Source organism: Campylobacter sp. US53, from assembly GCF_004378995.1.
Taxonomy (GTDB): Bacteria; Campylobacterota; Campylobacteria; order Campylobacterales; family Campylobacteraceae; genus Campylobacter_D; species Campylobacter_D jejuni.
This window is the reverse complement of record NZ_RYYH01000001.1, coordinates 295,470-314,785: the sequence shown is the minus strand read 5'-3', so window position 1 is coordinate 314,785 and position 19,316 is coordinate 295,470. Positions and strand designations below refer to the sequence as shown.

Sequence of the window (19,316 nt, the reverse complement as noted above, 5' to 3'; positions counted from 1 at the left end):
ATGGATAAAGATTTTTCTTTAAAGGATAAAGTTTGTTTAATTATAGGAGCTAGTAGTGGTTTAGGTAGAAAAACTTGTCAAATATTAGATTCTTATGGAGCAAAAGTGATTGCAGTGGCAAGACGAGAAGATAGATTAAAAAAACTCAAACATGAGTGTAAAAATTTAGATTATAAAGTGTATGATTTAAGTGTCCAAATAGGGATTAAGGATTTAATTGATGAAATTGTAACCCAATATGGTAAAATCAATGCTATGGCTTATTTTGCTGGAGTTTCATGTATTAAACCTTTAAGAATGGTGGATATAGAAGAAGCAAAAAAAGTTTTTGATGTAAATTTTTTTAGTTGTCTGGAGCTTTTAAAATGTCTTTATGATAAAAGAAAATCAGAAAATCTCAGCGTTGTTTTAATAAGTGCTGCGTCTTTAAAATTAAGTATGTCTTCTATGAGTATTTATGATTCTTCAAAGGGAGCCTTAAATTCGTTAGCGGTAAGTTTGGTTAAAGATTTTGCTAAATTTGGTTATAGAATCAATAGTATTTTGCCAGCACATATCGATACAGAAATGACAGAAAAAGTTATCTCAATAAGATCAAAAGATTATGAACATGAATTAATAAATTTTTACCCTTTGGGACTTGGAAGAGAAATTGATATTGCCAATTTGTGTACCTTCTTATTGAGTCCATTTAGTGCTTGGATAACCGGTCAAAGCATTGTTGCAGATGGCGGAAGAAGTATTTTTTAAACTTTAAAAATATTTTCATTCTCTTTAAATGTTTTTAATAAATCATTATAAAAATCTCGAGTTTGAATTATAGCTAATATTGCATTAGCGAAGTTTGTTTCCTTGAAATAATTTTTTTGTCTTAAAAAGTGTATTATTTTTTCATCACTTGTAGTAACTCCTTGGTGTCTTACAAAAAAAATAATACTTTTTTCAATTTCATTATTATTTTCATCAAGTATCACACCTTTAAATGTTTTATGATATCTATATGTGATATTTGCACTTTCTTCAGGATAATGCACAAAAGTAAAACAATCTTTATTTCCAAAATTTAAAATTTTTCCATTATTTCGTGTGAGTATTGCATAAGGACTATTTTCATCAAAACATGATTCTTGTTCTTTATTTAAAAACAATTCTTCATTGGCACCTTTTACAGCAAAAGAAAAGATAGGATCATTGGTTCTTTTTACCCCTTTTTGTTTTCTAAAAAATTCATTTAAAGCTCCTACAGTGCATTTGGAATTAAGTTTATCATAAACTTCGTTTTTGCAAAAACTATAAGTAAAAGTTGGCATGATAAGTGTTCCTTCTTTACCAATGACTTCAAATAAACACTCAAGCAAGGCATTTAAAAAATCTTTTATAGGCAATAGTGGAATGCCAAAGCTGTAAATCTCGCTATGAGAACAAATAATATCACCTTTTTGTATACCTAGTCTTATTAAAGCCTCTATTAAATCATCCTGAGAATATATTTTTCCATCATATTTTAAAAGATTTTTCATATTTTCCTCGCTAATTTGTATTCTAAAATCTTTACCAAAAGTTCTTTAAATTCATAAGCTTGTATATTTAAGATATTGGCTATATCAATGATATCATTTTCCCCATCGCAGTAAGCTAGAAAATTACAAGCCAAAGGAATGTCATTGGCAGTGCTAAGAGTATGATATAGTCCTCTTTTGCCAAGATTGGGTTCGCATACTATGGTGTTTTCATATACAGCGTTGATTTCTAGATTTAAAATCATTTCTTGTATGCTTTGAAGTCCACCCATTAAACCTTTTTTGGAGATAAAATTGAGATCATCTTTGCTAGTGTGGTATTGTTCGTATTCTAGGTATCTTGTGCGACATACTCCTACTATACCAAGATTTACAAGCGGAGCATTGTATTGTCTTTCATCACTTCCACGATCTAAAAAACTAAAAGCTTTGAAATTTTCTTTATTTTTAAGCGTATGCAGGGCAACTTTATCGCTTAGAGTGTTTTCTTTAGGTGTATGTATGAGTGAGTAAGCATGATCATCGCCTAAGCAAGAAAGCACAAAGCCTGCTTTAACATGTTTTTTTAAATGCTCTAAATGTTTGTTAAGATAGACTATAGAGCCTATGGTTTCAGGGATGATGACAAAGCGGTAATTATATCTTCTTTCTTTTAAACTCAAAAGCCATTTTGCTAGAAAAATAGCTACCACAGGTCCGCTAAGCTCATTATTTGCCATGGAAGGGTGGCAAAGATAGGTTGAAATTAAAATTTCATCTTTTGAATTTTGCGTACTTGGTAGGATAAAATCAGCATAATCTAAAACCCCATTTTCATCATGTTTCGCATCGATATAGACTTTGTATTTGCCTTTTTTAAGTTTTTTTCTTTCATTGTGTGTGAGACAAAATCCCCAACGCCTTTTATAGTAACTCGTTACGTAAGGAATGGCATCAGGTATTTCTTCTATGGAGTAAAGATGATCTTGAAGCTCTTCTAGTTCGATTTCTTGATCGATGGCTTCGCTATAGTTTAGAAGGTGTAAATTATGCTTTTTAAAATCACAAATTTTTTCTCCCTCTGGAGTGATGATATAGGCTTCTTTAACATTCCATTCATCAGGGACTATCCAGTCAAAAACTTTTGTACCACTTTTTATAGAGTGAAATTTGAGTATACCCCCCCCCAGAGTTTTATTTAAAATTTCTAAGCTATCTCTAAAACCTTGTCCTGTGATACTCCTAGGGATAGGAAAAAGTTCACAAGCTAGTTCATACATAGCCTTTCCAGTTTGGCTAAAATCTTGACTTCTAAAGTCTAGCTTATCCACAATATCCCTTTTTAACTTTTTCAAGAATGCTAAATAAAGTATCTTTTACAAATTTTGCATCTTTTAGATTCATTTCTTGATGACAAGGTATGCTAAGCTCGGCTTTGTAAAAATTATCCACATTTTGGAGTTTTATTTCTCCTAAGAGTTTTTTATAAAAACTAAACTCATAAGTCGGTTTATAATGTACCTGTACGCCAATTCCTACATGAAGTAAGCTTTCAAAAAGTTCTTCTTTTTGACAATAAAATTCAGGAAAAAGTAAAATAGGATACAAATGTCTTGAGCTTTTTTTATAATCTTTGATTTTTATCGTAGAAAAATAAGGATTTTTTTCAAATTCTTTATCATAAAAACTTGCGATTTCTTCTCTTTTTTCAAGATTGTGATCGAGTTTTTTAAGCTGATTTATCCCTAAAGCACAAGCAACATCACTTAAGCGGTAATTATAGCCAAGTTCTACCATATCGCTATCCCAAAGTCTTTTTTTAATTATGCCATGACTTCTTAAAAGTTTGATTTTAGCGATAAGCTCTTCATTATCACTCACCACAGCCCCACCTTCAAAAGTGGTAATAGGCTTAACAGGGTGAAAAGAAAAGATAGAAAGATCGGCTTTTTTCCCCACTTTTTCACTTTTATACAAAGCGCCTAAAGCATGGCTTGCATCATCGATTAAAGGAATATTATATTTTTTAGCAAGGTTTGAAATTTCATCCATTTCAACGCTATTGCCCGCAAAATCCACTACGCTAATAACTCCTATATTTTCACTATCTTTTAAAAGTCTTGCTTCTAGTTTTTTTTCATCAATATTGCCATCGTTTTTAATGTCGATAAACTCTACCTTAGCCCCAGCCATTAAAGCCGCATTAGCTGTAGCAGCGAAGGTTAAAGGAGTGGTTAAAACGATTTTTTCTTGGACGCCTAGTGCTGTGTAGGCAAGATGAAGGGCTGAAGTGGCTGAGTTTAACACACAAGCGTATTTTACATCCACATATTCACAAAGGGCTTCTTCAAATTCATCTACCTTTTTACCCCCTGTTAAAATTTCATCTTTTAAAGCTTTTATAAGTGTATCTATATCACTTTGATCGATGTTTTGATGAGAATAAGTAAGCATTTTAAAAACCTTCGGTGTGATTGATGATTTCTAAAAGTTCTTTTTCACTTGCCCATAAAGGATTATTATCCGAGCTATAAGAAAAACCATCTTTTACTTTTTGTCCTTTTTCACCTAGGGCATTGATACTAAAGTCATTATCTTTATCTACAAATTTAATACTCGGGCTTATAGCATAGTAGTTTTCAAATTCATAGGTTAAATGACTATCATCGCTTGAAATCATGATTTCATGTAGTTTTTCTCCTGCTCTTATACCTATGATTTTATGGCTTAAATTAGGAGCTAAAGCATGGGCTAGATCGGTGATTTTCATAGAAGGAATTTTAGGGATGAAAATTTCTCCTCCATGCATTCTTTCAAAATTACTCAGCACAAATTTTACTCCATCTTCAAGGCTGATCCAAAAACGAGTCATTCTTGTATCAGTGATAGGAAGTTCTTTAGCTCCTTCACTGATGAGTTTTTTAAAAAAAGGCACCACTGATCCTCTTGAGCCTACAACATTGCCATATCTTGTAACACCAAAGCGTGTTTGTTTGTTACCTGCTATATTGTTTGCAGCGACAAAAAGCTTGTCGCTTGCAAGTTTGGTTGCACCGTATAAATTTACAGGATTGCAAGCCTTATCTGTGCTAAGAGCGATACATTTTTTAACCCCATTTTCAAAACAAGCATCGATAACATTTTGCGCACCGTGGATATTGGTTTTTATACATTCCATAGGGTTATATTCAGCAATAGGCACATGCTTCATCGCAGCAGCATGTATAACAAAATCCACATCACGCATAGCAGCACTTAAACGCTCTTTATCTCTTACATCTCCTATAAAATAACGCATACAAGGAGCATTAAAAACGCTTGCCATTTCAAATTGTTTGAGCTCATCACGAGAATAAATGATGATTTTATTAGGTTTATAATTTTCTAGTAAAACCTTAGTATAGGTTTTTCCAAAAGAGCCTGTTCCGCCTGTGATTAAGATATTTTTTTTGTTAAACATTTTGCCTTCCTTTGCTTAAGTTTTTTAAAATTAAAGCAACAAGTGTTCCTATTTTAAAATTCTTGGCAAGGTTATGCCCGTTTGGGCTTGATACTTGCCTTTTTTATCTTTATAAGTGGTGTCGCATTTTTCATCGCCTTGTAAAAACAGCACTTGTGCTATTCCTTCATTGGCATAAATTTTTGCAGGTAAAGGCGTAGTGTTTGAAATTTCTATAGTGATATGTCCTTCAAAACCTGGTTCAAAAGGGGTAACATTGACGATGATGCCACATCTTGCATAAGTGCTTTTGCCAAGACAAATAGCTAAGACATCATCAGGCATTTTAAAATACTCTATAGTTCTAGCTAGGGCAAAAGAATTTGCAGGAACTATACATACATCGCCTTCAAAATCTACCACATTTTCTTCTACGAAATTTTTTGGATCCACTACGGTTGAATTGACATTGGTAAAAATTTTAAACTCACGCCCTACGCGTATATCATAGCCATAACTTGAAAGTCCATAGCTTACCACACCTTTTCCTATATTTGCTTCGCAAAATGGTTCGATCATCTTGTGTTCTAATGCCATTTTTCTTATCCAGTTATCTGCTTTTAAGCCCATTTTTAACCTTTTAATATTTGTAATTTTTTATAATGATTATAACCTAAAAATCTATATTTTTTATGATTTTTTTCTTTTTTAAAGTTAAATTTTAAGTTTTTTTATATAATACAAGATTAAGTTCTTAAATTTTAGGAGAATTTTATGACAAAAGAAGAAATTAAAGAGTTAGTAAACCTTTTTGCTGAAGCAAATATTAGTAAAATTAAGATCAAGGAACAAGACGGTTTTGAAATAGAACTTGAAAGAGATATGTGTTGCGACGTTCCAGCTCCTGTTTGCCCTCCAGTTCCAGCTCCACAACCTATCAATGTAAGTGTTGTAAATGAAGCTCAACCTAGCCAAAATGCAAAATCAAACAAGCCAAGTATAAACAGCCCTATGGTAGGAACTTTCTATCAGGCTCCAAGTCCAGGAGCAGCACCTTTTGTAAAAGTAGGTAGTACGGTTAAAAAAGGCGATACTATAGCTATTATCGAAGCGATGAAAATCATGAATGAAATTGAAGCGGAATTTGATTGCAGGATCGCTGAAATTTTAGTTGCTGATGGCCAGCCTGTAGAATTTGGAATGCCTTTATTTGCGGTGGAGAAATTATAAAATGGAAATTAAAAGCATATTAATTGCTAATCGTGGAGAAATAGCACTACGCGCTTTAAGAACGATTAAAGAAATGGGTAAAAAAGCAATTTGTGTGTATTCTGAAGCAGATAAAGATGCTTTATATTTAAAATACGCTGATGCAAGCATTTGTATAGGAAAAGCAAGAAGTTCTGAAAGTTATTTAAATATCCCAGCTATTATCACAGCAGCTGAAATTGCTGAAGCAGATGCGATTTTTCCAGGATATGGATTTTTAAGTGAAAATCAAAATTTTGTTGAAATTTGTGCTAAACATAACATCAAATTTATAGGTCCTTCTGTAGAAGCTATGAATTTAATGAGTGATAAATCAAAAGCTAAACAAGTAATGCAAAGAGCAGGCGTGCCTGTAATCCCAGGAAGTGATGGGGCTTTAGCAGGAGCTGAAGCAGCTAAAAAACTTGCCAAAGAAATAGGCTATCCTGTGATTTTAAAAGCAGCTGCAGGTGGTGGTGGTCGTGGTATGCGTGTGGTTGAAAATGAAAAAGATCTTGAGAAAGCGTATTGGTCGGCTGAAAGCGAGGCTATGACAGCATTTGGCGATGGAACTATGTATATGGAAAAATATATTCAAAATCCGCGCCATATAGAAGTGCAGGTTATAGGAGATAGTTTTGGTAATGTGATTCATGTGGGTGAAAGAGATTGTTCTATGCAAAGACGCCATCAAAAACTTATCGAAGAATCTCCCGCGATTTTGCTTGATGAAAAAACACGCACTAGGCTTCATGAAACTGCTATTAAGGCAGCCAAAGCTATAGGATATGAAGGTGCGGGAACTTTTGAGTTTTTAGTTGATAAAAATTTAGACTTTTATTTTATAGAAATGAATACACGTTTGCAAGTTGAACACTGTGTAAGTGAAATGGTAAGTGGGATTGATATCATAGAACAAATGATTAAGGTAGCAGAAGGTTATGCCTTACCATCTCAAGAAAGTATTAAATTAAATGGGCATTCTATAGAATGTAGAATCACGGCAGAAGATTCTAAAACTTTCTTGCCAAGTCCAGGCAAGATTACTAAATACATTCCACCCGCAGGACGCAATGTTAGAATGGAAAGTCATTGTTATCAAGACTATAGCGTGCCTCCTTATTATGATTCTATGATAGGTAAGCTTGTAGTTTGGGCAGAAGATCGCAATAAAGCTATTGCAAAAATGAAAGTAGCTTTAGATGAGTTACTTATAAGTGGGATAAAAACAACCAAAGATTTCCATCTTTCTATGATGGAAAATCCTGATTTTATTAACAACAACTACGATACAAATTATCTTGCAAGACATTAAAATTTCCCTATTAAAGGGAAATTTTAATTGTAATTTTTATCTTAAATATTCTATATTGATTTTAGAGCGGAGTTTATCAAAATAATCCTGTATGAAATTTTGTCTTTGTTCGCTTACATAAGCGTTTAAAACTTCATTTTTAACTTGTTCGTATTCAGGAGTTTGTGCTCCATCTTTGCTTTTAACTTCATAAAGTTCATAGCCATTTTTTCCATTTAAAACAGGGGAAAAGCCTCCAACAGGAATTTGCGATAAAAGCCCTAAAAGTCTTGGATCGGCATTGCTTGTGTTTAAAGATGCATTTTGTGGTTTAAGGATTGTTCTTTTTGTATTTTTGATATTTTCTAAAGTTCGAGGATTGTTTGATAAATAAATATTTGCATTAATTTGTGTATAAAAAGTGAATTTATCTTTATTTTGTTCGAAAAATTTTTTTGCTCCATCATCACTAAAATCAGTTTTTGCCATACTTGCGATTTTTTCATAAAGCTTTCTTTTTTCTAAATCTTTTTTTAAATTTGCACGAAATTGTTCATAGCTTTGATTTTTGGATTTTAAATTTGCTTTGAAAGCATTTAAGGTAGTTTTGTTTTGAGTAAGCATTTTATTTATGGCATCGTCAAGCTCTAAATCATTGGCTACAATACCCAGCTGTTTCATTTGTGAAATTTCCATTTTTTCATTGATGAGCACGCCTAAAGCTTGATTTCTATCAATTTTAAGTACTTTCATAGTTTGATCTATATCATAAGTCGTGATAGGCTCTTTGTCTACAACTACAGCTATAGCATTAATGGTATTTGCACTAGCTAAACTTGCAAAAAATGCAAAACTTAATAAAATTTTTTTCATTTCAAACCTTTATTTAAGTATAAATATCGCATTATATCAATAAAAATTTAAGAAAAGGCAAAAAATGCACGAAAAACTTACAACGCGTTTTGCTCCAAGCCCAACAGGGTATTTGCACATAGGTGGACTTAGAACAGCTCTTTATAATTATTTATACGCTAGAAAAAATGGTGGAAATTTTTTACTTCGTATTGAAGATACGGATTTAAAAAGAAATTCCAAAGAAGCTACTAAAGCAATTATCGAAGCTTTTAAATGGTGCGGTTTAGAACATGATGGAGAAGTAACTTACCAATCAGAGCGTTTTGATCTTTATAAAGAATATGTCAAAAAGCTTTTAGATGAAGACAAGGCGTATTATTGTTATATGAGTAAAGAAGAATTAGAAGAATTGCGCGCCAAGCAAGAAGCCGCCAAAGAGCGCCCAAGATATGATGGAAGATATAGAGAATTTAAAGGTACGCCACCTCAGGGTATAGAACCTGTTGTGCGTATTAAAGCGCCTCAAAGCGGCGAGATTGTTTTTGAAGATGGGATTAAAGGCGAGGTAAAATTTAAAGCAGAGGATATAATGGATGATTTTATCATTGCAAGAAGTGATGGAACTCCAACTTATAATTTTACTGTTGTTATTGATGATGCTTTAATGGGGATAAGTGATGTGATTCGTGGGGATGATCATCTTTCAAATACTCCTAAACAAATTGTGCTTTATGAGGCATTGGGTTTTAAAATTCCTAAATTTTTTCATGTGGCTATGATACATGGAGAAGATGGTAAAAAGCTTTCAAAAAGACATGGGGCAACTGATGTTATGGAATACAAAGAAATGGGAATTTTACCTCAAGCTTTGCTTAATTTTCTTGTGCGTTTAGGTTGGAGTCACGGTGATGATGAGGTTTTTTCACTAGAAGATTTGGAAAAACTTTTTGATCCTTATCATATTAATAAAAGCGCATCTTGTTATAATGCCAAAAAGCTTGAATGGTTGAATGCTCATTATATTAAAACTTTACCTTTTGAAGAGATTAACCGTCAGCTTAAAGATCTTGGCTTTGATTTATCTGTTTATGAAAAGGCAGGATTTTTACTTGATTTATTAAGAGAGCGTGCAAAAACCTTGCATGATATTATCAATAGTGCAAAAAGCATAGTTAATGCACCGCAAAATTATGATGAAAATGCAGTGCAAAAATTTATTAACGAAAATAATTTAGAATTGCTCCAAGCATTTGCTAATACACTTAAAGATCAAAAAACAGGTAAAGATTTTGAAGATTTTACAAATGATTTTTTAGAAAAAAAAGAAGCAAAGTTAAAAGATTTGGCTCAGCCTATACGCATAGCTTTAACAGGGAGTGCGGTAAGTCCTAGTATTTTTGAAGTATTAGAATTTTTAGGGCTTGATGAGTGTAAAAAAAGAATAGAAAATTTTTTAAAAGTTAGAGGAAAATAAAATGAATTTAAAAGAAGAAGCTTTAAAATACCATTTAGGTGGGAAAATTGATATTGTACCAAGTAAGCCAATGACTACAAGTTATGATCTATCTTTGGCGTATAGCCCAGGAGTTGCAGAACCTTGCCTTGAAATCGCTAAAGATAATGAGCTTGTTTATACTTATACAAATAAGGCTAATTTAGTAGCTATAGTTAGTGATGGTTCTGCTGTTTTAGGACTTGGAAACATAGGAGCACAGGCTTCAAAACCTGTTATGGAAGGTAAGGCTTGTTTGTTTAAAAAATTTGCAAATGTCAATGCTTATGATATAGAAATTGATGTTCATAGTATAGAAGAGATTGTAAATTTTTGTAAGGCTTTGGCTCCGACTGTGGGTGGGATAAATTTAGAAGATATAGCTGCTCCAAAATGTTTTGAAATTGAAGCGGCTTTGCAAGATTTAGGAATTCCTGTAATGCATGATGATCAGCACGGAACAGCTATTATTTCAACTGCAGGGCTTATGAATGCTATGGAGATAAGCGGTAAAAAATTTAAAGACATTAAGGTGGTTGTAAGTGGTGCAGGTGCCGCAGGCATAGCAAGTGCTAAGATGTATAGAAATTTAGGAGTTGAAAATATTATTTTAGTAGATAGTAAAGGTGTTGTTTCTAAGGATAGAAATGATTTAACTCCTCAAAAGCTTGAATTTGCTGTTGATTCTAAGGAAAAGACCTTAAAAGAAGTTTTAAAAGGAGCTGATGTTTTCCTAGGACTTAGTGCGCCAAAAATTCTTGATGATGAAATGGTTTTAAGCATGGCAAAAGATCCTGTAATTTTTGCTTTAGCAAATCCTATTCCTGAAGTGATGCCTGAAGATGTGGCTAGACTTAGAAAAGATGCGATTATAGGAACAGGAAGAAGTGATTATCCAAATCAAATCAATAATGTTTTAGGTTTTCCTTTTATTTTCCGTGGGGCTTTAGATGTGCGTGCAAGTAAAATCACTGAAAATATGAAAGTAGCAGCTGCTAAAGCATTAGCAGATCTTGCAAAACTTCCTGTAAGCGATGCGGTTAAAAAAGCTTATAATCTAAGCACTTTAGAATTTGGAAGAGATTATGTTATACCAAAACCTTTTGATGAAAGAGTAAAAGCTGCAGTTAGTACAGCTGTAGCAGCAGCTGCGGTAAAAGATGGTGTGGCTAAGGTGAAAAATTTTGATGAGAAAGCTTATTTTGAAAGCTTAAAATGAAAAATATTCATTGTATCAATCATCCATTGATCGAACATAAATTAGGAATTTTAAGGGCTAAAGAGACAAAGCCCTTTCAATTTCGTATGTTAATCGATGAAATTTCATCTTTTTTGCTTTTTGAAGCGAGTAAAGATTTTTCTTTAAAAGAAATTGAAATTTCAACACCTATACAAAAAGTCACGGTAAAAAAACTTGATGAAAAGATTATGATTTGTCCTATTTTAAGAGCTGCACTAGGAATGCTTGAAAGCGTTTTTAAGATGATTCCTGATGCAAGTGTTGGATTTTTGGGATTTGTGAGAAATGAAGAGACTTTAAAGGCGGATTTTTATTTTCAAAAACTTTCCAAAGATGCAAAAAAACGCACTGCTATTGTTATAGATCCTATGTTTGCTACAGGTGGGACTGCTATAGAGGCTTGTAATTTTTTAAAAAGCCAAGGAGTTAAAAAAATAAAATTTATATCCATACTTGCTGCTCCACAAGGTTTGAAAAAATTTAGCCAAATGCATGATGATGTAGAAGTTTTTGTGGCTTGTATTGATGAAGGTTTAAATGAAAAAGGTTATATTATCCCAGGGCTTGGAGATGCAGGAGATAGAGTGTTTAACACTCTTTAAAAGAGATGATTTTTGGAAAAATTGATTATATTAATCTTTTACCTTTGCATATATATCTTAAAAAATATCCCTTACCCAATGGTTATAAAGCAAGTATGGAGTATAAAAAAGGAGTTCCAAGTAAGCTAAATAAAGATTTATTTTATAGAAGAATTGATGCAGCTATCATTTCAAGCATAGAAAGCGCTAGAAAAAAATATAAAAATTTAGATTTGGGTATTTGTGCTAATAAAAGAGTTTTAAGTGTATTAGTAGAAAAAAATACATCAAATGCCAAAGATCCAAGTTCAGCAACTTCAAATGCTTTAGCTAAAGTATTAAAACAAGATGGAAAAGTAATTATAGGTGATAAGGCTTTAAAGCTTTATCTAAAAGATCCTTCTAAATATATCGATTTATGTGCAAAATGGCATGAAAAAACAGGATTGCCTTTTGTTTTTGCTAGATTTTCTTGTGTGCAAAAAAAAGCTTTATATAAACAAATTTTGAAAAAATTTCCAAAAACAAAGATTAAAATTCCTTATTATATACTGCAAAATTATGCCAAAACAAGGGATTTAGATATAAAAGATGTTAGATATTATTTAGATGAAGTTATATATCATAAAATTTCTACCAAAGAAAAAACAGCCTTAAAGCGTTTTGTAAAGGCTTGTAAGGCTTTAAATCTTGCTTAGTGTTCAAATTCTCTAAGTTCTTTAACTGTTCCAAGGAGTATTACAACATCTCCACTATAAACTGTCGTGGTTTCTAAATCAGGTAGTATTTCCCAGTCGCTATTTAATTTTTTATAAGAAATCACTTTCATATTTTGTGCTACATGTTTTAAAGAATTTCCTGCTAATTTTTCATCTATATTGATCTTAATAGCTCGTATAGTATTTGCTGAAAGATCAAAAACTTCATAATCAGCATCTTTAGTTAAAAATTCTTTTACTAGTCTTTTAGCACTTTCTTTTTCAGGATAAATAACCTTTGTTGCACCTAACTTAGAAAGAATTTGACCATGGATATTAGAGGTTGCTTTAGCAATGATATTTTTAACACCTATATCTTTAAGCGCCATAAGAGTAAGGATTGATTTTTCAACATTTTCTCCTATGCTAACAATAACAACTTCAACATCATGAAAGCCTGCTTCTTTTAGGGCTGAAATATTTGTAGAATCTAAAATATAAGCATAGCTTGGAGGATTTTGTATACTTTTTAAAGCTTCCTCATCTTTATCCGCAACGATAACAGTATGACCTCCAGCAATGAGTTCATCTGCTACAACTGAGCCAAATTTTCCAAGTCCTATAATTCCATAATTAAGATTTTTCACGATTTTACCTTTATAAATTAACCTTTCCTTCAGGGAATTTTAAATGAATAGCTTTGTCTTGTTTGAATACCGAGAGTAAAAAAGCAAAAACACCTATCCTACCACTTAGCATCATAATGATGATAATCACCTTGCTAGGATCACTAAACAAAGCGCATAAAGATAAAGTTCCACCATTTCCTACTGAAATTCCTACAGTTGCAAAAGCTGAAGAAGTTTCAAAAAGCAAGGCTATAAAATCAAATTTTGACTCTAGCAAGGAAAGCAAAATAACAGCTATTACTATATAAACAGCTGAACCTACAGCTATAATAAAAGCTTTAGATATAGTTTCTCTTGGAATTTCATGTCCAAAAATTCTAACTCTTCCATCGCGGATACTCCAATAAGCATAGAGCAATAAAACCATTACAGTTGTTACTTTCATACCCCCAGCTGTTCCTCCTGGTGCACCACCAATAACCATAAACAATGATCCAAAAAATAAGCTTGCATCATGCAAATGTCCCATATCTAAGGTGTTAAATCCTGCTGTGCGGTAATTAATAGCGATAAAATATGAGCTTAAAATTTTATCAAAAAATGAAAAATGTCCTATAGTTTGAGGATTTGAGTATTCAAAAGCAAAAATAATAAGTGTTGAAGAGAAAATAAGAAAAATACTTGCAACAACAACCATTTTTGTATGTAGGCTTAAATTTTGCAATTTTTTTCTTTGAAAAAAGTATAATTCAACCAAAACAAAATATCCAAGCCCTCCAATAATAATCAAAGAAGTGATAATAAGATTAATTGCTATATCATGTTTATAAGCTATAAGCCCATGTTCAAATATAGTAAATCCAGAATTATTAAAAGCACTAATAGAATGAAAAATTCCAAACCATAAAGCTTTCTTAAAATTCATTTCAAGGGCAAAACGCATGGTAAGAAGTATAGCACCTATCAATTCTATAGTAAAAATGAACAGTAAAACCTTTTTAAAAAATTTAAATAAACCATCCATTGATGGATAAAATAAAGACTCTTTTAGTAAATTTCTTGCACTAAAACCAACTTTTTTGCGTATGAGTATATAAACAAATAAACCTATACCCATATATCCTAAACCGCCAATTTGCACCAAAGCTAAGATAATAATTTGCCCTGCTAAGGTAAAATCAACCGCAGTGTTCTTAACTACTAATCCTGTCATACTAACAGCAGATGTGCTTGTAAAAAAGGCATCCAAAAAATCAATAGGAGTTGTATGCGCCCAGCTTGAATGTAGCAATAAAGCTCCAAACAATGCAATAATAATATAACCAGCTAGTAAAATTTTAAAAGTTCGTCTATCTAGTCCAAATTGTTTCAAAAAATTTCCATTTGATAATGATCTAAAGCGGGTATTCTATCTTATTAAAACTTTAAGGGAAATAAAATTTTATTTTTGTATTTAAACTTAAATTAAAGAAAAAAAGATACAATTACATTTTTAATTTATCAAACATTGTGGTTGGATAGCTCAGTCGGTAGAGCAGCAGACTGAAAATCTGCGTGTCGGCAGTTCGATTCTGCCTCTAACCACCACTTTATCTTTCGAAAAATCACATCACATACTTTTTTATATAAGATTGAAATATTTAAAGAACTAAAAGTTATTTTTTAAAGAAAGAGTCTATAGCTTATATGTAGAATGGTGGATTTAGCAGGACTCGAACCTGCGACCAACCGGTTATGAGCCGGTTGCTCTAACCAACTGAGCTATAAATCCGCCTAAGTTGAATTAAAAGATAAAATTATATCTTATTAATGCTTAAAAATATTTTATTTAGCCTTTATATCCGTCCAAAAATATCTAAAAGTGATTAAATGCTGTAAAATTCCAAAAAAAATCATAAAAATAGTAAAAGAACTTCCACCATAACTAAAAAAAGGCAAAGGGATCCCAACTACTGGTGCAAAACCTATAGTCATTGAAATATTTACTGCCGCATAAATAAAAATAAATAATGCAACACAATTAATAGCAACTCTAGCAAAATAATCATCTTTAAGTTTATAATTTAAACTAAGTAGATGAAAAATAAGTAAAATATAAAATATAATTAATGTCAATCCCCCAATAAATCCAAATCTTTCTATCATGTAAGCGAAAATAAAATCACTAGTTGAAATAGGTAAAAATTTAAAATGAGTTTGCGTAGCTTCATCTTGAGATTTTCCGGTTAAACCACCATTTCCAATAGCTATCATTGATTGGGCTACTTGATAACTTGGTTTTTCTGAAATAAAATCATGAATTCTTTGCTTTTGGTAGGGTTTTAAAAGATGTGTATAAATAATAGGAGAGCTAACACTTATAGCTATAACAATACTTAACCAAATTTTATAATGAACTCCCATGATAAAAAGTACTCCAAAACCAACAAGTAGTAAAACCATAGCACTTCCTAAATCAGGTTCTTTTGCAATTAGCAAAAAAGGCAAGATGATGTAAAAGCTAAGTTTGATGAATTGTTTAAGTTTGTATCCATTTTTTGGAGGAGGATTTTGATAAATAAGATAGGCAAGCATTAAAATAAAACTAGGTTTAAAAATTTCAGAAGGTTGTATAGTAAAGTGAGTAAAAGGAATTTCAAGCCATCTTTTAGCACCTAATTTTTCAACCCCAAAAATATCTACGCTTAGCAATAAAAAAATATTAATCCAATAAGCAACAGGAATAATCCAAATAAATTTCCTTATGGGAAAGAAGAAAAAAACCATAAAAGCAAACAATCCCACACAGGCATAAACAAACTGTTTTTCTGCTAAAAAAGGATTAGCTTCAAAGATTAAGAAAAATGAAATAAGAATTATGGGTAAAAATAAAATGGGTTGCATATAGTCAAAATGAGTTAAAATTCTTCTATCTAATCTAAACAAAATTTGCCTTCAGTTGGTAATATAAAGCTATAATTATAAACTAAAATTTTAAATTTATCAAAACCTCTAAGGAAAAAATGCAAACTTTTTTAGTAGATGAAAATTCAAGGCTTGATGTATTTTTGGCTAAAAAATTAAACCAAAGTCGCAATCAAGTTGCTTTACTTATAGAAAAAGATTGCGTACAGGTTAATGATAGAATTCAAGATAAAAATTCATTTAAGCTTAAAAATGGTGATATTATTTCTATTGCAAGTTTAAAGCTTTGCAATGAGATAAAACCTCAGTTTGAAGTGGATTTTGATATTGATGTGTTATACGAAGATGAAGACTTGCTTGTTTTAAATAAACCTTCAAATTTAGTCGTTCATGGAGCAAGTAGCGTTAAAAATGCCACTTTGGTGGATTGGTTAATAGAAAAAAAATATACTTTATCAAATTTAGGAGGAGAGATAAGAGCTGGTCTTGTTCATAGATTAGATAAAGATACAAGCGGAGCTATACTGATAGCGAAAAATAACTTCACCCATCAAAAATTAAGCGAACAGCTTGCAGATAAAAGCATGGGAAGAATTTACCTTGCGTTAATTGATTTGCCACTAAAAGAAGATAAAATTATAGTAGAAAAATTTTTAATGCGTTCGCCTTCTAATGCTATTAAAAAAATAGCCATAGATAAGGAAAATAAATTCAGTAAAAACGCAAAATCAGCTTTTATAAATGTAGTAAAAACTGAAAATTTAACTTTGATGGCTGCTAAGCTTTTTACAGGAAGAACTCATCAAATTAGAGCGCATTTGGCTAGTTTAAATCGCCATATTTTAGGTGATAGTTTATATGGTTATAAGGGTAAGTATGATTGTAGGATAATGTTGCATGCTTATTTTTTGTATTTTATCCATCCAAAAACCAAAGAGCAAATTTTTGTTAAAGCACCTTTGATGGAAGATTTTAAAAATATTATGTTTAAACAAATTAATTTAGGAGAGAATGATGAAAAGATTTCGCTTGAGTTTTTACTTGAGTTTTTTAACTCTTTTGCTTAGTGCTTGTAGTGTTTCGCAAATGAATTCGCTAGCTTTAAGTAAAGAGCCTGCTGTAAATGAAAGCTTGCCAAAAGTTGAAAGTTTAAAAAGTCTTAGTGATATGAGTAATATTGCTTTTGAATGGGAGCCTTTATATAATGAAAATATTAAAGGATTTTATTTGTATCGTTCTAGTGATGAAAATCTTGATTTTAAACTTGTAGGCACTATTAAAGATAAGTTTCAAACTCATTATGTAGATACTAAATTAGAGCCTGGTACTAAGTATCGTTATATGATGAAAAGCTTTAATGAGCAAGGACAAATTTCAGAAGATGGCAAGGTTATAGAAGTCAGCACAGCTCCAAGACTTGAAGCTGTTCCTTTTGTTCAAGCTGTGACTAATTTGCCTAATCGTATTAAACTTATTTGGCGTCCGCATCCTGATTTTAGGGTTGATTCTTATATTATTGAAAGAACCAAAGGTGATGATAAAGAATTTAAAAAAATTACAGAAGTAAAAAATCGTTTAAACGCTGAATACATCGATAGTGATTTAAAACCTAATGAAAATTCAAGCTATAGAATTATTGCTGTGAGTTTTAATGGGATAAAGAGTGAGCCAAGTCAAGTTGTAAGTTCTACAAGCAAGGCTTTACCTCCTCAAGTTGAGCATTTAAGTGCTAGCACAGATGGTTCTAATAAAATCATTTTAACTTGGGATGCTCCTACGTATGAAGATTTTTCTTATTATAAAGTTTATTCTACGAGCTCAAGTTTCCTTCCTTTTAGTGTTTTGGCAAAGACTGATAAAAATTCTTATGAGGATATGGTAGAAGGAGCAGGTAAAAGCAAGTATTATAAAGTAACAATGGTGGATAAAGATGGTCTTGAAAGTCCTATGCCAAAAGATGGTGTAGAAGGTAAAACTTTAGGTAACCCTTTGGCTCCTAGTATTATTTTGGCTCAAAGCACAAGCGAAGGGATAAATTTAGAATGGAGCGATAATGATACTAGAGCTGTTGAGTATGAAGTAAGACGCTATGGCGGGGAGCAAAATGCTGTTTTTAAAGGCATTAAAGAAAAGCGATTAAAAGATGTAAAAGCTTTACCAGGGATGGAATATAGTTACGAAGTTATTGCTATTGATTCAGCCGGGCTTCGTTCAGAACCTTCAAGCAAAGTTAAGGCAGCTCAGTAGTGCCAAATTTTAAAAGCAAAAAGATCAAAGAAATAAATCTGCCTTATAGCAAGGATGATGTTGAATTTCTTTGGCTTGCTAAGAATGATAATGTTAGTCTTATTTATACAAAGGTTCAAGAAGAGAGTTTTTTTCTGCAGATTAAAAAAGCACAAAATGGTTTTGTGATTAAAGGCGATAAACATACAAAACCTTCTAAAATAGGTTATTTGCAAAAGGCTTTAAAAATCTTTAAAGAAGGTTTTTGTGAGGATATTATCAATAAAGCTTTTGGACTTAAAAACAATGCTTTAATTGAAAAAACACCATTTATTGTTGATAATTTTGATGAGCTTTTATCTAGACTTCAAGGTAAAATTTATATAGAAATAGGCTTTGGATCAGGAAGACATTTGCTTTATCAAGCAAAAGAAAATCCAAATGTTTTAATTTTAGGGGTGGAAATTTACAATCCAGCTTTAACTCAAGTAGCTAAACTTGCTAAAGCACAAAATGTAAATAATATTTTGCTAATCCAAAGTGATGCGAGATTGTTATTGAGTGTATTAAAATCAAAATCAGTTGAAAAGATTTTTCTACATTTTCCTGTTCCTTGGGATAAAAAGCCTCATAGGCGAGTTATTGGGAAAGATTTTTGCAAAGAATGTGCTAGGGTTTTAACCCAAAATGGTCGTTTTGAGCTTAGAACAGATAGTTTTGAGTATTTTAATTTTACTCTAGAACAATTTTTGACTTTTCCTGCTCCAAAATTTAGTCTTAGAAAAAATGAAAATTTAGAAATTTCAAGCAAATATGAAGATAGATGGAAAAAGCAAGAAAAAAATATATATGATCTTTGGGTGTGGAATTTTAACCAAGAGTGTAAAAACTATGAGTTAAATGAATTTAATCTCTCATCGGTTGAATTTTCTAAAGAGGATTTGAAAAAAATAGAGCAGAACTTTAAAAATATTACTATAAAAAAAGATGATTTTTTCTTGCATTTTGAAAGCATCTATAAACAAGATGAGAATTTGCTTTTAAAGGTTGCTTTTGGAGCTTTTAATAAGCCTGAACATTGTTATTTACATCTTGATAAAACGATCGATTTTGCTTTTAAAGAACCATTTAAAATTCAAGAAAATATTAAAGCGATAAATGAATTAAAAGAAATTTTAAAAGTTCAGTTTAAAATATAATTTTTCTTGAAA

The 19,316-nt window shown here is 31.5% G+C and carries 19 protein-coding genes and 2 tRNA genes; 11 read left to right on the top strand and 10 right to left on the bottom strand.

Annotation, left to right across the window (positions count from 1 at the left end):
• The gene (locus ELQ05_RS01590) at positions 1 to 750 is read left to right on the top strand and encodes an SDR family NAD(P)-dependent oxidoreductase (RefSeq protein WP_134239872.1); all 750 of its coding nucleotides are present in this window, start codon (positions 1 to 3) and stop codon (positions 748 to 750) included.
• Here the strand turns inward: ELQ05_RS01590 and ELQ05_RS01585 are convergent.
• From ELQ05_RS01585 to dcd, 5 genes are read right to left on the bottom strand one after another with little or no spacing between them, the layout of a single operon-like run.
• A complete protein-coding gene (locus ELQ05_RS01585) occupies positions 747 to 1,520 on the bottom strand; it encodes an AAC(3) family N-acetyltransferase (RefSeq protein ID WP_134239871.1) in 774 nt (257 codons plus the stop codon). The genes ELQ05_RS01590 and ELQ05_RS01585 overlap by 4 nt on opposite strands.
• Positions 1,517 to 2,830 carry a DUF4910 domain-containing protein gene (locus ELQ05_RS01580; protein ID WP_134239870.1) on the bottom strand — a complete coding sequence of 438 codons (1,314 nt, stop codon included), beginning with the start codon at positions 2,828 to 2,830 and terminating at the stop codon, positions 1,517 to 1,519. The genes ELQ05_RS01585 and ELQ05_RS01580 overlap by 4 nt, the downstream gene beginning before the upstream one ends.
• Positions 2,823 to 3,953 (bottom strand): UDP-4-amino-4,6-dideoxy-N-acetyl-beta-L-altrosamine transaminase, encoded by a 1,131-nt coding sequence (gene pseC, locus ELQ05_RS01575; protein ID WP_134239869.1) that lies wholly within the window; start codon positions 3,951 to 3,953, stop codon positions 2,823 to 2,825. Before pseC ends, ELQ05_RS01580 begins: the two co-directional genes overlap by 8 nt.
• Before the next feature lies 1 nt (position 3,954).
• On the bottom strand, positions 3,955 to 4,959 hold the full coding sequence (pseB, locus tag ELQ05_RS01570; protein WP_002858028.1) for a UDP-N-acetylglucosamine 4,6-dehydratase (inverting): 1,005 nt from the start codon (positions 4,957 to 4,959) through the stop codon (positions 3,955 to 3,957).
• A gap of 48 nt (positions 4,960 to 5,007) precedes the next feature.
• Positions 5,008 to 5,568 (bottom strand): dCTP deaminase, encoded by a 561-nt coding sequence (gene dcd / locus ELQ05_RS01565; protein ID WP_002869981.1) that lies wholly within the window; start codon positions 5,566 to 5,568, stop codon positions 5,008 to 5,010.
• Between the two features lie 144 nt (positions 5,569 to 5,712).
• Here dcd and accB point away from each other — a divergent pair, with 144 nt between their 5' ends.
• Both accB and ELQ05_RS01555 read left to right on the top strand, forming a co-directional pair.
• Positions 5,713 to 6,168 (top strand): acetyl-CoA carboxylase biotin carboxyl carrier protein, encoded by a 456-nt coding sequence (gene accB, locus ELQ05_RS01560; RefSeq protein WP_002861982.1) that lies wholly within the window; start codon positions 5,713 to 5,715, stop codon positions 6,166 to 6,168.
• 1 nt (position 6,169) lies between these two features.
• Entirely contained in the window at positions 6,170 to 7,501 is a 1,332-nt protein-coding gene (locus ELQ05_RS01555; protein ID WP_002854112.1) for an acetyl-CoA carboxylase biotin carboxylase subunit, read from the top strand.
• 36 nt (positions 7,502 to 7,537) lie between these two features.
• Here ELQ05_RS01555 and salC read toward each other — a convergent pair whose 3' ends face one another.
• Complete coding sequence (gene salC / locus ELQ05_RS01550) at positions 7,538 to 8,353, bottom strand: peptidylprolyl isomerase SalC (protein WP_134239868.1); 816 nt, start codon at positions 8,351 to 8,353, stop codon at positions 7,538 to 7,540.
• A 64-nt stretch (positions 8,354 to 8,417) separates the two neighbouring features.
• Here salC and gltX point away from each other — a divergent pair, with 64 nt between their 5' ends.
• Genes gltX through ELQ05_RS01530 form a run of 4 tightly spaced genes read left to right on the top strand, consistent with a single transcriptional unit; the run spans position 8,418 to position 12,346 of the window.
• A complete protein-coding gene (gene gltX / locus ELQ05_RS01545) occupies positions 8,418 to 9,809 on the top strand; it encodes a glutamate--tRNA ligase (protein WP_134239867.1) in 1,392 nt (463 codons plus the stop codon).
• Position 9,810: 1 nt separating this feature from the next.
• Positions 9,811 to 11,046, top strand: a complete 1,236-nt coding sequence (locus ELQ05_RS01540; protein WP_134239866.1) for a malic enzyme-like NAD(P)-binding protein — start codon at positions 9,811 to 9,813, stop codon at positions 11,044 to 11,046.
• Complete coding sequence (gene upp, locus ELQ05_RS01535) at positions 11,043 to 11,669, top strand: uracil phosphoribosyltransferase (RefSeq protein WP_070248759.1); 627 nt, start codon at positions 11,043 to 11,045, stop codon at positions 11,667 to 11,669. The genes ELQ05_RS01540 and upp overlap by 4 nt, the downstream gene beginning before the upstream one ends.
• A gap of 5 nt (positions 11,670 to 11,674) precedes the next feature.
• Positions 11,675 to 12,346: an MqnA/MqnD/SBP family protein gene (locus tag ELQ05_RS01530; protein ID WP_002857885.1), complete on the top strand. Its 672-nt coding sequence runs from the start codon at positions 11,675 to 11,677 to the stop codon at positions 12,344 to 12,346.
• Here ELQ05_RS01530 and ELQ05_RS01525 read toward each other — a convergent pair.
• Positions 12,343 to 12,993 (bottom strand): TrkA family potassium uptake protein, encoded by a 651-nt coding sequence (locus ELQ05_RS01525; protein WP_002853664.1) that lies wholly within the window; start codon positions 12,991 to 12,993, stop codon positions 12,343 to 12,345. The genes ELQ05_RS01530 and ELQ05_RS01525 overlap by 4 nt on opposite strands.
• Before the next feature lie 10 nt (positions 12,994 to 13,003).
• On the bottom strand, positions 13,004 to 14,347 hold the full coding sequence (locus ELQ05_RS01520; RefSeq protein ID WP_002876757.1) for a TrkH family potassium uptake protein: 1,344 nt from the start codon (positions 14,345 to 14,347) through the stop codon (positions 13,004 to 13,006).
• A gap of 139 nt (positions 14,348 to 14,486) precedes the next feature.
• Here ELQ05_RS01520 and ELQ05_RS01515 point away from each other — a divergent pair.
• Positions 14,487 to 14,562: transfer RNA gene (locus ELQ05_RS01515), tRNA-Phe, on the top strand.
• A gap of 107 nt (positions 14,563 to 14,669) precedes the next feature.
• Here the strand turns inward: ELQ05_RS01515 and ELQ05_RS01510 are convergent.
• Together ELQ05_RS01510 and ELQ05_RS01505 are read right to left on the bottom strand one after the other, a co-directional pair.
• Positions 14,670 to 14,746: transfer RNA gene (locus ELQ05_RS01510), tRNA-Ile, on the bottom strand.
• Positions 14,747 to 14,799: 53 nt separating this feature from the next.
• Positions 14,800 to 15,900, bottom strand: a complete 1,101-nt coding sequence (locus ELQ05_RS01505) for an FtsW/RodA/SpoVE family cell cycle protein (RefSeq protein ID WP_002853654.1) — start codon at positions 15,898 to 15,900, stop codon at positions 14,800 to 14,802.
• A gap of 77 nt (positions 15,901 to 15,977) precedes the next feature.
• On the opposite strand from ELQ05_RS01505, the gene ELQ05_RS01500 reads away from it, so the two are divergent.
• Genes ELQ05_RS01500 through trmB form a run of 3 tightly spaced genes read left to right on the top strand, consistent with a single transcriptional unit; the run spans position 15,978 to position 19,304 of the window.
• On the top strand, positions 15,978 to 16,946 hold the full coding sequence (locus ELQ05_RS01500) for an RluA family pseudouridine synthase (protein WP_052825470.1): 969 nt from the start codon (positions 15,978 to 15,980) through the stop codon (positions 16,944 to 16,946).
• Positions 16,891 to 18,126 carry a fibronectin type III domain-containing protein gene (locus ELQ05_RS01495; RefSeq protein WP_088303513.1) on the top strand — a complete coding sequence of 412 codons (1,236 nt, stop codon included), beginning with the start codon at positions 16,891 to 16,893 and terminating at the stop codon, positions 18,124 to 18,126. The genes ELQ05_RS01500 and ELQ05_RS01495 overlap by 56 nt, the downstream gene beginning before the upstream one ends.
• Entirely contained in the window at positions 18,126 to 19,304 is a 1,179-nt protein-coding gene (gene trmB / locus ELQ05_RS01490; protein WP_088303512.1) for a tRNA (guanosine(46)-N7)-methyltransferase TrmB, read from the top strand. Before ELQ05_RS01495 ends, trmB begins: the two co-directional genes overlap by 1 nt.
• Positions 19,305 to 19,316: the final 12 nt, after the last annotated feature.